This is a genomic window from Hydrogenovibrio sp., from assembly GCF_965140365.1.
In the GTDB taxonomy this organism is placed as follows: Bacteria; Pseudomonadota; Gammaproteobacteria; order Thiomicrospirales; family Thiomicrospiraceae; genus Hydrogenovibrio.
Genome location: NZ_OZ223196.1, coordinates 1,310,177 through 1,323,135 on the forward strand (window position 1 = coordinate 1,310,177; position 12,959 = coordinate 1,323,135).

The 12,959-nt window shown below is 49.6% G+C and carries 7 protein-coding genes and 4 tRNA genes; 2 read left to right on the forward strand and 9 right to left on the reverse strand.

Annotated features, from left to right (window positions below; genetic code table 11):
- Nucleotides 1-53: 53 nt before the first annotated feature.
- On the reverse strand, nucleotides 54-2,228 hold the full coding sequence (locus tag AC0KH7_RS06305; protein ID WP_472371732.1) for a HAMP domain-containing methyl-accepting chemotaxis protein: 2,175 nt from the start codon (nucleotides 2,226-2,228) through the stop codon (nucleotides 54-56).
- A gap of 223 nt (nucleotides 2,229-2,451) precedes the next feature.
- Here AC0KH7_RS06305 and AC0KH7_RS06310 point away from each other — a divergent pair, with 223 nt between their 5' ends.
- The gene (locus AC0KH7_RS06310; RefSeq protein ID WP_472371734.1) at nucleotides 2,452-4,626 is read left to right on the forward strand and encodes a RelA/SpoT family protein; all 2,175 of its coding nucleotides are present in this window, start codon (nucleotides 2,452-2,454) and stop codon (nucleotides 4,624-4,626) included.
- Nucleotides 4,627-4,741: 115 nt separating this feature from the next.
- Here the strand turns inward: AC0KH7_RS06310 and pgl are convergent, their stop codons facing one another.
- The 8 genes from pgl to gltX form a co-directional block, all read right to left on the reverse strand.
- On the reverse strand, nucleotides 4,742-5,437 hold the full coding sequence (gene pgl, locus AC0KH7_RS06315) for a 6-phosphogluconolactonase (protein ID WP_472371737.1): 696 nt from the start codon (nucleotides 5,435-5,437) through the stop codon (nucleotides 4,742-4,744).
- The gene (zwf, locus tag AC0KH7_RS06320) at nucleotides 5,434-6,918 is read right to left on the reverse strand and encodes a glucose-6-phosphate dehydrogenase (protein ID WP_472371739.1); all 1,485 of its coding nucleotides are present in this window, start codon (nucleotides 6,916-6,918) and stop codon (nucleotides 5,434-5,436) included. The genes pgl and zwf overlap by 4 nt, the downstream gene beginning before the upstream one ends.
- 5 nt (nucleotides 6,919-6,923) lie before the next feature.
- On the reverse strand, nucleotides 6,924-8,372 hold the full coding sequence (gene gnd / locus AC0KH7_RS06325) for a decarboxylating NADP(+)-dependent phosphogluconate dehydrogenase (RefSeq protein WP_472371741.1): 1,449 nt from the start codon (nucleotides 8,370-8,372) through the stop codon (nucleotides 6,924-6,926).
- A gap of 396 nt (nucleotides 8,373-8,768) precedes the next feature.
- Nucleotides 8,769-8,844 (reverse strand) — tRNA-Glu (locus tag AC0KH7_RS06330).
- A 98-nt stretch (nucleotides 8,845-8,942) separates the two neighbouring features.
- Nucleotides 8,943-9,017 (reverse strand) — tRNA-Gly (locus tag AC0KH7_RS06335).
- A gap of 4 nt (nucleotides 9,018-9,021) precedes the next feature.
- A tRNA-Glu gene (locus AC0KH7_RS06340) sits at nucleotides 9,022-9,097 on the reverse strand.
- Nucleotides 9,098-9,210: 113 nt separating this feature from the next.
- Nucleotides 9,211-9,286 (reverse strand) — tRNA-Ala (locus AC0KH7_RS06345).
- A gap of 107 nt (nucleotides 9,287-9,393) precedes the next feature.
- A complete protein-coding gene (gene gltX, locus AC0KH7_RS06350) occupies nucleotides 9,394-10,806 on the reverse strand; it encodes a glutamate--tRNA ligase (RefSeq protein ID WP_472371742.1) in 1,413 nt (470 codons plus the stop codon).
- Between the two features lie 483 nt (nucleotides 10,807-11,289).
- Between gltX and AC0KH7_RS06355 the strand changes: the two genes are divergently transcribed.
- Nucleotides 11,290-12,876, forward strand: coding sequence for an FMN-binding glutamate synthase family protein (locus AC0KH7_RS06355; RefSeq protein ID WP_472371745.1), 1,587 nt, complete (start codon nucleotides 11,290-11,292; stop codon nucleotides 12,874-12,876).
- Nucleotides 12,877-12,959: the final 83 nt, after the last annotated feature.

A 12,959-nucleotide genomic window follows, 5' to 3' on the forward strand; every position in this document is an offset into this window, starting at 1 on the left:
AAAGACCCGGTTCGGATTCGGCCAGGCCTGGTCAAAATTGGCAAACGTGCCGTTTAGAAATCATTCCAATCATTGCTGGACACGTCTTTCCCCTTACTTGGGCTTGGCGGGGCCAACGTTTTTGGGGCTGCGTTTTTTTGAGCCGGTTGGGTCAGTGCCGCCGAACCGGTTTTAAAGAACGCCATTTCGCTCGATAGCGTTTGCGCCTGATCGGACATGCTTTCCGTCGCCGCCGAAGTTTCTTCCACCAAAGCGGCATTCTGCTGAGTCGCGGAATCGATGTCACTGATCGCGGTGTGCACCTGTTCAATGCCTTTGGCTTGTTCTTCCGATGATTTCGCAATGGTCTCAATCATTTCATGCACATGAGTGATGGATTCACGGATTTCCGACAGCATATCACCGGATTCACCGGTCAACTGTGACCCTTGTTGCACCAATTCATTACTCTCATTAATCAGGTTTTTAATGTCACGTGCCGCATCGGCCGATTTTTGCGCCAACCCGCGGACTTCACCGGCCACCACGGCAAACCCGCGCCCGTGATCCCCTGCTCGCGCCGCTTCCACGGCCGCATTCAGTGCCAATAGGTTGGTTTGAAACGCAATGCTGTCAATCAAAGTCACGATGTCGTTAATGCGCTGACTGGAACTCTCAATGGAGTTCATCGCTTCAATGGTCTGCTTCATCACGTCAGCGCCCCTTTCGGTTTTTTGCTGAACCGCTTCGGAAAGGTTTGAAGCTTCGATGGCGTTTTTGGTGTTGTTTTGAACCGTTGCGTTCATCTCTTCCATCGTCGCGGAAGTTTGCTCCACCGCTGCGGCTTGCTGTTGCACACGTTGGCTTAAATCCAACGCGCCCTTGGAAACCTCTTCCGAGGCGGATAAAACAATCTGGGTTGCGCCATTAACCTGATTTACGATTCGGTCCAGATTACTAATGGCATTGTTCAGGTTTTCTTGGATATTGGCCAATTCACCCGGATAACGGCCGGACATGTTTTCGGTCAGATCCCCCTTGGCAATCAAGGTCAGAATACGGCTGATTTCCTGCATAACCGTCCCCAGTGAATCGACGCTGCTGTTAATGCTTTGCTTCAATTCATCGAAGCTACCGGACGCGGACGCTTGCACTCGGTGAGAATAATCACCCGACGCGACGGCGTGCATCACGCGGTTGATTTGGTTGATGATATTAGCGGTGTTGGACAAGGCGCCTTCCACTTTTAGACGGAACGATTCAGCAACACGCTCATCCATTTTGGCATCCAAATGACCGTTTTGCAGGGCATTCATAATACTGTCGAGTTCGCTCATCATAAACTCGACGCTTTCGGCCGAAGCGTTGATGCCGTTTTTCAACGCCAGCATCTCACCAACAAAATCGCCGTCCATGCGTTTAGTAAAGTCGCCGTCAGCGATGGCCGCTACCGTGGCATTGGCCCCATCGAAAGTGGCTTTGGTTTGATCCAATAACTGGTTAAAAGCCATGGAAGCACGACCGATTTCATCTTGATGATAAATTGGAATGCGCTTGGAAAAATCGCCGTTTTTGACCACATTTTGTGAAACGTCCATAAGCTCATTCATCGGGTGCAAAATGGCTCTTAACATTTGATAAGACAGAAGAACCGATACAATCAACATCAGCAGTGCAATGGCGATGGCCGCTTTAAGCACCGTTTGATAGGCCACTTCATTGTCTTCGTTGAGCTGTCCTGCAATGGATAATTGCAAATCGATCAAGTTGGTGATGGCCTCCGAAATCGGGTCAATTGCCGGATAAAGCTGTTCGATGCTGTAACGCTCAACGGCGCCCATGTTTCGAGACGCGATGGCCGATTTTAGACCTTCAATCGATTCATTGGCCTGTTGCATTAATGTTTGGGCCTGTTCGGCTAAAGCGGCTTCTTGTTGGGTTAAGGTTGTGGCCATGTATTTATGCCAGGTTTCTTCAATGACTTTTTGAGCTTGCTGAATGTTGCCGCTGGCCTGTTTGAATGTCAGGTTTCCATTTCGTAACTTATGGTTGGTGTCCACGATATTAACGGCGTATTCGTCGGCAATGATTTTCAAATCTTTCAGCGGAATGATTCGGTCTTGGTAAATGGCGTGAAAGGATTGATTGTTTTGCTTCATAATCACCAGGCCTGCCACGATGGAAGCCATCAGGAAGCCAATTAAAAGTGAAATAATGAAAATAATGCGTTGCTTGATGGTCATAGTCATTGAAAAAGTTACCTCCGTTGCTGACAGGTCACTATAGTGATTTGCGGGGTAAAATAAATAAAAATTTTATGAAATTTGGCTTTCGATCAAAATGAACCTCCATGAAAGTCAAAATTAGGCCTTCATAAGTACAGAATTATCGGTAGTTTTCGCTTAAAATGGTGCTTGGTTCTGCTACAGTCAATGTGTTTTTTAAGTTAAGTTCAGGTTATGTAAAGTCGTTATGGATTCGATTCAGGCTCTCTATCAAAAAGTATTCAAATCCGAAGAGTATGATGAGCTTGGTATCAAAGCTTGTGAAATGGCACAAGATGCCTACGAATTACCCAAACAAAGCATTGTGCGCAGTGCTGAAGTCGCCGTTGTTTTAGCGGACTTAAAACTGGATCGCGACACTCTGATCGCCACCTTGATCAGTGACATGACCTTAGAACCGCATTATTCCATTTCACAAATCTCGGACACCTTCGGGGATTCCATTGCCAAGATGGTCGATGGTATTCGTCGCTTGAATCAATTCCGTGATTTCATGCCGGCCAACACTTCCAATGAAGTTCAGAATGAGCGTTTACGCCAAATGTTGTTGGCCATGACCTCCGACATCCGAACCATGATTGTCAAACTCGCCTATCGTGTCGTGCGTCTGCGTAACCTCAAAAACGAAGATGAAGATGTTCGCCGCCAAATTGCTTCGGAAACGCAACTGATTTTCGCCCCACTGGCAAACCGTTTGGGGATTGCTCAATTGAAATGGGAGCTGGAAGACCTGTCCTTTCGTTTTCTGGAACCGGAAATCTATAAAGAAGTCGCCCGTCAACTGGACGCCAAGCGTCTAGGCCGTGAAGCCTATATCAACAGCATCATGCAAGAACTGCAAGAGATGCTCAAAAACTCCAGCATCGAGTACCACATTTCCGGCCGCCCGAAACACATCTACAGTATCTGGCGCAAAATGACCCGTAAAAACCTGCCGATTGATGCGCTGTACGACTTACGTGCAGTGCGCATCTATGTCGATTCCGTGCGGGAATGTTACGAAGTGCTGGGCATGATTCACAGCCGCTGGGCCTACATCAAAGACGAGTTTGACGATTACATCGCCAGCCCGAAGGAAAACGGTTATCAATCGATTCACACCGTTATCATCGGCGCGGAAAACAAAACCGTCGAAATCCAGATTCGTACGCACGAAATGCACCGCCACGCCGAATTCGGGATTGCCGCCCACTGGCGCTATAAAGAAGGCGGCAAACCGATTGATCCAAGCCTGGAGCAAAGCATTAACCTTGTGCGCCAAATGCTTGAATATAATGACAATCCGGATTTGTTGAATGAAATCAGTACCGAACTGCTGAGCGAACATATTTACGTGATGACGCCTGCCAATGAAATCATCACCATGAATAAAGGCTGTACACCGCTGGACTTCGCTTATCAGATTCACACCGAACTGGGTCACCGTTGTCGTGGTGCCAAAATCAACGGTAAAATCATGCCCTTGACCTATCAGCTGAAAACCGGCGATTCAGTGGAAATCCTTACCGTTAAGGAAGGTACGCCGAACCGTAACTGGCTAAACCCGAACCTGAACTATTTGGGCAGCAGCCGTTCGCGCACCAAGGTTCGTCATTGGTTTAACCAGCAAAATAAAGACGCCAACATCGAAGCCGGCGAAGGCTTATTCCACAAAGAAGTTCGTCGCCTGCAGGCCGACGACATCAGTGCCGAAATGCTCTTGGAGCGTTTCAAGCTGGAAACCGTCGATGAATTGTACGAAGGCATCGGCAAAGGCCAAATCAATGAACGCCAATTGACCAACGCCATCCAAAAACTCATCAAGCCGGAAGAAGAACACATGCGTCCGCGCTCCCGTGATTTGCTGGAGCACGATGTTCCGCTGGAGCCGGGCAACGCGTATGTGGTCGGTGTGCCGCAATTGAAAACCTCTTTGGCGCCCTGCTGTCAGCCGGATGAATCCGACCAGATTATCGGTTACGTTACCCGTGGGCGCGGCGTCACGGTGCACAAAAAAGATTGTCCGAACATTCTCAATCTAACTTACGACGAACAAAAACGCCTGATCGAAGTGGCCTGGCACGGTGCCAAACCGGAGCCGGAAGCTTACGATGCGGTATTGCAGATTCTGGCGTTCGACCGAAAAGGCTTATTACGAGACATTATGGCGATGTTGACCCATTGGGACATTAACCTCATCAATTCCGACACGCGCACTGACAAAGCCGACGGCAGTGTATCCATGACATTGCAAATCGAAGTCGAACCCCAAACCAATGTCGGGGAATTGCTGGATCAGATCGAGCAGATTCAAAACGTGGTCTCAACGTCCATTAACTTGAACAAAGAAAAGGATTCATCCATTTCACAAACGCTGCATTAAGTGTTTGAAAAAAGTATTTAAAAACAAAAAACCGCCAGGCCCGAATATCAGGCCTGGCGGTTTTTCATATTGGACGTGGTTCGGATAAATTTGAAGCGTTTTTTAGGCTACAAGATTACAACGCGCTGGAATCGATCAACACCCATGTCTCGTCGCCCTTCACTCGCTGAATGGGTAAATCGGTGCCGTCCCTGTCCAATAATAGCTGCTTAACCGCCTCCCGTTTTCCCGCGCCGGTAATCAACTTGAACACATGGCGACTTCGATTCAAACGCTCGTATGACAAACTGATGCGTTCCGGCGGTGGTTTCGGCGAATGATACTCCGTCACCACGGAAATATCCCCCGGATACACATGCCCCGGAAACAAACTGGCGGTGTGGCCGTCTTCGCCCATGCCAAGCAAAACCACATCAAAACGATCAATCACATCCACCGTGGCTTGGTAAGATTTAGCGGCTAATTCCGGTCCGAGTTCCGCCGGCATAATGTGAATGTTCTTCTCCGGAATATGGCCGAAAAACAACCAGGCCTGGTGCAAACTGACACTGTTGCGCTCGCTGTCTTCCTTTGGTAAACAACGCTCGTCGCCCATGTAAATATGCCAGTTGGCCCAATCAGCAGATTGTTCCGCCAACAATTCATAACATTTTTGTGGCGTGGTGCCGCCTGCTGTGACCAAGGTAAAGCGCCCTCGGGCACGAATGGCTTGATCTGCCAGTGTCAACAACTGTTCCACCGTATGCGCAGCGACATCCGCCGCCGTGTCGAATACGCGCCAATCCGCCGGCAAGCCATTCACTTCAGTCATTGTTCAGATTCCGGGTGAACATGGTAACGCCAATTCTGCTCCGGCGAATCAAACAGTTTATTGGCCCCTTCCGGCCCCCAGCTGCCCGACTTGTAGGTATCGATGTAACCGGTTTCCGTGCCCCAAACCTGAATCACCGGGTCCACCACTTTCCAGGCGGCCTTGACTTCGTCGTAGCGCAAGAACAAGGAGCGGTCGCCCTTAATGACATCCAGCAACAATTCTTCATAGGCATCGTTCGGCTCTTCGCCTTCGCGCCCCATCGAAGCATCCAGACTGATTTGTTCGGTATTAATCTCCAGGCCTGGCTGTTTGGCCATCATTTCAATTTTGATGGATTCATCTGGTTGAATGCCGAAAATAATCCAGTTGGGTTTCATTTTCTGGACGTGTGAATCGCGGAAAAATTGCTTCGGCGAATGCTTGAAGCAAATTGACACCAGCATCTTGTTTTTCGCCATGTTCTTGCCGGTCTGAATGTAGAACGGCACCCCGGCCCATCGCCAGTTGTCGATGTAAAGCTTCAAGGCGGCATAGGTTTCGGTGACGCTGTCTTGCGACATACCGGGCTCATCCAGATAAGCTGGTACTGGCTTGCCGTGAATTTCCCCGGCGGCATACTGCGCCCGGTAGGCTTGCGCCGAGACGTTTTTCTTGGAAATGCCTCGAATCGACTTTAACAGTTTCACTTTTTCGTCGCGCAAATCTTCCGCATCCATCGAGGCCGGCGGTTCCATAGTGACCAGCGCCAACAGTTGCAACAAATGGCTTTGAATCATATCGCGCATTGCACCACTGGTGTCGTAATACCCCGCGCGTGTTCCGATGGGCCGGTCTTCGGCGTGGGTAATCTGAATATGGTCGATGTAATTTCGGTTCCAAAGCGGCTCCATTAACAGGTTGGCGAAGCGGAACACCATAATGTTCTGCACCATGCCTTTACCCAAATAATGGTCGATTCGGTAGGTCTGGTCTTCATCCAGATATTTATTGAGTTGAGCTTGCAGTTGTTTGGCGCTGTCGGAATCGTAACCGAAAGGTTTTTCCAACACCACGCGCTTCCAGCCGTCGGTTTCGGCCAACATGCCACTTTCACCCAAATGGCGCACGGTGCTGGCAAAATGATCCGGCCCCAGCGACAGGTAATGCACCACATTGTTTGGCCAGGCATCGGTCGCGATGAGTTTCGCGAGTGCGTGATAGGATTCGGTTTTATTGATGTCCATTTGAAAATAATCCAAACGCTCACAGAAGCGTTTAAACAGATGCTTGTCCAAACCGCCACGCGCTTTGGGTTCAACGGCTTTTTTAACGACCTTTATCCAGTCGTCTCGGCTCCATTCGCGTCGCCCAATGGCTAGGATGCGCATGTCATCGTCCAAGCGTCCGACCTGTTCCAGGTGATAAAAGCTGGGCATGAGTTTCGATAACGACAGGTTTCCGGTGGCACCGAATACCACATAAGTACAGGCTTCCGACATAAGACTTACACCTCGTACGTTGTAGAGCTAACATTACCGCCGGAATGAATCCAATCGGTATGAAAGTATTCACCACGTGGGGCGTCGACACGTTCATAGGTGTGTGCGCCGAAATAATCGCGCTGTGCCTGTAACAAATTGGCCGGCACTCGTTCGCTGCGATAACCGTCGAAGAACGCCAAGGCGGAACTCAGCGCCGGCGTTGGAATTTGGCTTTGAATACCGAAAATCACCGCTTGGCGCCAATTGGCTTCCGCCGATTTAATGGCGTCTTCAAAGAAGGGGGCTTTCAATAGATTGGACAGGTTCGGCGACGCATCATAGGCCTTCTTGATTTCGCCCAGGAAGGTACTGCGAATAATACAACCGCCGCGCCACATCAGGGCGATGCCGCCGTAGTTCAAATCCCAGTTGAAGTCTTTCGCCGCTTCGGACATCAACATATAACCCTGTGCATAGGAAATGATTTTCGAAGCGTAAAGTGCATCGTGAATCGCCGTTAATATGGCTTCTTTATCGACATCCAGCGTCTTGTCGCTGCGAGGGTACAATTTAGCCGCTTCCACTCGCTCGCTTTTCAGGGCGGATAAGCAACGTGCGTAAACCGATTCGGTAATCAGCGTTAATGGCATGCCCAGTTCCAGCGAGCTGATGCCCGTCCACTTTCCGGTGCCCTTTTGACCGGCGGCATCGAGAATTTTATCGACCAGCGGTTCGCCGTCCGCGTCTTTAAAACTCAAAATGTCGGCGGTGATTTCAATCAGGTAAGAATCCAGAACGCCTTTATTCCATTTTGCAAACACGGCTTGACATTCGTCGGCGGACATACCCAAGCCTTCTCGCATCAATTGATAGGCTTCGGTAATGAGCTGCATATCACCATATTCGATCCCGTTATGCACCATTTTGACATAATGTCCGGCCCCTTCTGGACCCACCCAGTCACAACAAGGTTCGCCATCCGATTGCGCGGCGATGGCCTGAAAAATCGGTTTCACCGACGGCCACGCCGCCGGGTCGCCGCCCGGCATAATGGACGGCCCGTGACGCGCCCCCTCTTCCCCACCGGACACGCCGGTGCCGACAAACAGGATGCCTTTCTCTTTCAAGGATTGCGTACGTCGAGTGGAATCGGTGTATAAGGAGTTTCCGCCATCGATAATCATATCGCCCTTGTCCAGCAGCGGTAACAACTGATCGATAAAGTGGTCCACAACTTCCCCGGCCTTGACCATCAGCATCACCTTGCGGGGCGATTTCAGGCTGTTTACCAAGCCTTCAAGCGAGTCGTAGCCGGTAATGGGTTTGTCTTCCGCACGGTTTTGAATGAAGTCGTCCGTTTTCTGCTTTGAACGATTGTAAACACTGACGTGAAACCCATGATCGGCCATGTTCAAAACCAAGTTCTGGCCCATGACCGCTAACCCAACTAAACCGATATCCGCTTGAGACATATTTACTCCAAAATGTACGCTGACAAGACGACTCCATATTAATCAATAACGGCCGTCTTAAAAAGATAGTTTTAAGAAGAATTTATAAAGAGAGCTTTGCACGAGATAGTTACACGAGTAAAAATGGCTAAAATCCGTCTGATTTTTGTTGAAAAACTGGCTAATAGCTCGCTATTAGCTGCGTTTTCCGCCTCAACCAGCCAAATTTTCTCTCATTTTTTCTTCGCGTCCTACTCGTGCAAAGCTTTCATAAAAATTTTAAACGTTCGGCGTCAATACAAGCAAGAAACGAACCACGGAGCCAGGCCTGGTCAAAATACGTAAAAGGAAGTCGTAATCGGACAAATGTCCGGAAATGAAAAAGCCCGCCTGAAAACTCAAGCGGGCTTTTGAAAGTGGCGTCCCGTAGGGGAGTCGAACCCCTGTTACAGCCGTGAAAGGGCCGTGTCCTAGGCCTCTAGACGAACGGGACAATGTGGATTGTCATCCGGCTTGTATTTCAACAAGCAATCAATTGAACCGGTTTCGTTCTACCGACCTAGAGGCAGACCTTTTCAATCAATTTGAATTTGGAGCGGGAAACGAGGATCGAACTCGCGACCCCAACCTTGGCAAGGTTGTGCTCTACCGCTGAGCTATTCCCGCATAGTGGCGTCCCGTAGGGGAGTCGAACCCCTGTTACAGCCGTGAAAGGGCCGTGTCCTAGGCCTCTAGACGAACGGGACACAATGTGATTAACCAAGTTAATCTGTGTCTGGATTTCTCCAGTCTCTTCTAAAATCTCATCATTTTAAGTCCGGCCTAGTGGTCTTAAAAGATTCCAGAAAAGTATCAGAATTGGTGGAGCTAAGCGGGATCGAACCGCTGACCTCAACACTGCCAGTGTTGCGCTCTCCCAGCTGAGCTATAGCCCCTCAAGCTGATGAGCGCGTATTATATAGAACTTATCGAAACGGTCAAGACTTTTTTAATAAAAATGCCATATTATTTTGACCGATTCGCACCGCGCCCGCCCTGCTGTTTAAGCGTTCTGCTTTCGGGTTTCGATGGCCTGTAACGCTAAGTCTATACGGGCAATACATTTTTCCTGCCCGATCAATTCCGCCGTGGCATCAATCGACGGCGATTGACCGCCACCGGTAATGGCCACTCGCAATGGCATTCCGACTTTGCCCATGCCCACATCCAACTCGGAAGCGGCTTCCTGAATGGCGGCGTGAATGGTTTCCGTCTTCCAATCGGATAACGCCGCAAATTTTTGTTGTACCAAGCGCAACGGTTCTTCCGCCACCGGTCGAAGATGCTTTTTCGCGGCACCGGCTTCAAACTCGGTGAAATCCTGATAGAAATAGGTCGCGCCATCTGCCATCTCAATTAAGGTACGGGCACGTTCGCGTAACAAGTCAGCGATTTTTGACAACGCTGGGCCTTGCGATACATCCAAACCCTTCTCTTCCATAAACGGCGTCAAATGCGACACCAAATTGTCAATGTCGGTGGTTTGAATGTGCTGTTGGTTAATCCATAGCAGCTTTTCGGTATTGAACGTCGAAGGCGAAGAGTTCACGCTTTCCAGGTCAAACAATTCCACCATCTGCGGAACAGTGAAGATTTCCTGATCCTTATAAGACCAGCCCAAACGCACCAGATAATTCAACAAGGCTTCTGGAAGAAACCCTTCTTCTTTATATTGTAAAACCGACACCGCGCCGTGGCGTTTGGATAAACGACTGCCGTCTTCGCCCAACACCATTGGAATATGCGCGAACTTCGGCACTTCCGCGCCCAAGGCTTTATAAAGGTTGATTTGTCTGGGGGTGTTGTTGACGTGGTCGTCACCGCGAATCACGTGCGTCATGCCCATATCCCAGTCATCCACCACCACCGTCAGATTGTACGTCGGCGTGCCGTCGGAGCGTGCAATAATCAAATCATCCAGTTCCGAGTTGGACACCACGATTTGCCCCTTGACCAAATCGTCAATCACCACTTCGCCGTCGGTTGGGTTCTTAAAACGCACCACGGGGTTAACCCCTTCCGGTGGTGTGCCGGTAAAGCAACGGTAACGCCCATCGTAACGCGGTTTTTCACCACGGGCTTTTTGTTGCTCGCGCATTTCGTCCAGCTCTTCCGGTGACGCATAGCAGTAATAAGCCAAATCACGGTCCAGTAAATCCTGAATGACGGCTTTATAACGATCAAAACGCTCTGTCTGATAAACCGGCCCTTCGTCGTAATCCAGCCCAAGCCATTCCATACCGTCTAAAATCGCCTGGACGGATTCCTGAGTGGAGCGCTCCAAATCGGTATCTTCGATACGCAGGATGAACTGACCCTTATTTTGTCTGGCATACAACCAGGAAAACAAGGCCGTGCGAACGCCACCAATGTGTAGATAACCGGTCGGGCTGGGGGCAAAACGAGTTTTGATCACGAAAATCTCCTAATGTCATTCGTTCGTCTTTGACGGATGTTTGAGTCAATCTGGCCGTAAAGACAACGGTTCAAAAATGTCGACTTATTATAAAGGGAATGCCGATGCGATTGGAGGGGGAATTTCATTTAAAGAATTTTAAAGACTCGGCGACTGTACCGGAAAGTGTTTACGGAAATTCCCCGGCGATTGTTTCAATGAAAACTCTAAGAGAGCTTTGCTCGGGTGGGACGCGCGTAAAAAATGAGATAAAAATTTTTTTGAATTAGGCGGAAAACGAAGCGAATAGCTGGCTATTAACGAGTTTTTCAACGACATTCAGGAAGATTTTAGCCATTTTTAGCCGTGTATCCATCGCGTGTTTATGCCCTTTGGGTGCAAAGCTCTCTTTAAGACATTATACTAAGCTCAGCCATCTCTCGTGACATAGCTTTGTTTTGCGCGAGAATACATAATGACCAGGCCTGGAGGAGAGAAAACAACATGAGAACAACGCGAAAATTGTTTATGGGGACATCGGCGGTCCTGGCAATCGCTGTTACGGCGGCATCGGCCGTTTGGGCACAAGCCGCTTATTTATGGCTTCTGGTCGGCCCATTTATTCTGCTCGGTGTTTACGACATGTGGCAGAAAAAACACACTCTACTCAGGCTCTACCCCGTTCTCGGTCATATACGTTATATTTTCGAATCCATTCGTCCGGAAATTCAACAATATTTTGTCGAAAGTGAAACCAACGGCAAGCCGGTACCACGCGAATTTCGTTCTTTGATTTATCAGCGCGCCAAAGGCGTAATCGACACCCGCCCGTTCGGCACCATTTTCGATACCTATCGAGTCGGCTACGAATGGATTAAACACTCTCTGAAACCCCAAAGCGTTCCGGAAGTTCAAAAGCGTGAGCTGGTTGGCGAAAAAAACTGCGCCAAACCCTACGCCGCTTCGCACCTAAATATTTCCGCCATGAGTTTTGGAGCTCTGAGCAAACATGCCATTATCGCATTGAACCGTGCCGCCAAAATGGGCGACTTCTACCATAACACCGGTGAAGGCGGCTTAACCGACTACCACTTGCAGGAAGGCGGTGACCTAGTCTGGCAAATCGGCACAGGATATTTTTCCTGCCGAACTCGTGACGGCGATTTTGACCGCGAAATGTTTGCCGAAAAGTCCAAACTCGATCAGGTCAAAATGATTGAAATCAAACTCTCGCAAGGCGCCAAACCGGCACATGGCGGCGTACTTCCGGCCGATAAGGTCACTGCGGAAATTGCCAAAATCCGTATTGTGCCAGAAGGTCAGGACGTCATCTCCCCTCCCACTCACAGCGCCTTTACGACACCGGTTGGCCTGTTACAGTTTGTCTCGCAACTTCGCGAACTTTCCGGCGGCAAACCGGTGGGGTTTAAACTGTGTATTGGCGAACCCAGCGAATTTATCGCCATCTGTAAAGCCATGGTCGAAACTGGCTTAACGCCGGACTTCATCACCGTCGACGGTGCCGAAGGTGGCACGGGCGCAGCCCCCATCGAGTTCACCAATTCAGTGGGCACCCCTTTGCGGGAAGCTTTGCATTTTGTGAACACCACACTGGTCGGTTTCGGGTTGCGCGACGACATTAAAATCATCGCTTCGGGCAAATCCTTTTCGGCGGCGCATTTACTCGGCTTGCTGGCCCTGGGCGCGGACATGGTCAACTCCGCACGCGGCATGATGTTTTCGTTGGGCTGTGTGCAGTCCAGAAGTTGCCACAACAACACCTGCCCAACGGGTGTAGCGACTCAGGACCCGGAACGTTATAAGCATTTAGATATCGATGATAAAAGCCAGCGCGTGGCGCGCTATCATGCCTCGGTCATCCATAACTTGATGCACTTGTCTGCGGCCACCGGGCTACGTCGCCCTAACGATATTTCACCCAGCCAAATTATGCGCCGTGTCAGTGAAACCGAAGTGAAAAGTTATCAAGAAATTTTCCCGCCATTGGAAAAAGGCTGCTTATTGAAAGCGGAAACGGTTCCCGCCAATTTCCGCCAGGCCTGGCAAGCCGCCAGTGCCTATGAGTGGTGATGGACGTCAAACCATTTAATATGAAGTAACCATTCTGAAACGACCAAAAGGGGCTTTTAAAAGCCCTTTTGTATTTTAAAACC

Coding starts and splice junctions, on each gene's coding strand:
- AC0KH7_RS06305 (WP_472371732.1), bottom strand. CDS start 2,228: ATGACTATGACCATCAAGCAACGCATTATTTTCATTATTTCACTTTTA.
- AC0KH7_RS06310 (WP_472371734.1), top strand. CDS start 2,452: ATGGATTCGATTCAGGCTCTCTATCAAAAAGTATTCAAATCCGAAGAG.
- pgl (WP_472371737.1), bottom strand. CDS start 5,437: ATGACTGAAGTGAATGGCTTGCCGGCGGATTGGCGCGTATTCGACACG.
- zwf (WP_472371739.1), bottom strand. CDS start 6,918: ATGTCGGAAGCCTGTACTTATGTGGTATTCGGTGCCACCGGAAACCTG.
- gnd (WP_472371741.1), bottom strand. CDS start 8,372: ATGTCTCAAGCGGATATCGGTTTAGTTGGGTTAGCGGTCATGGGCCAG.
- AC0KH7_RS06355 (WP_472371745.1), top strand. CDS start 11,290: ATGAGAACAACGCGAAAATTGTTTATGGGGACATCGGCGGTCCTGGCA.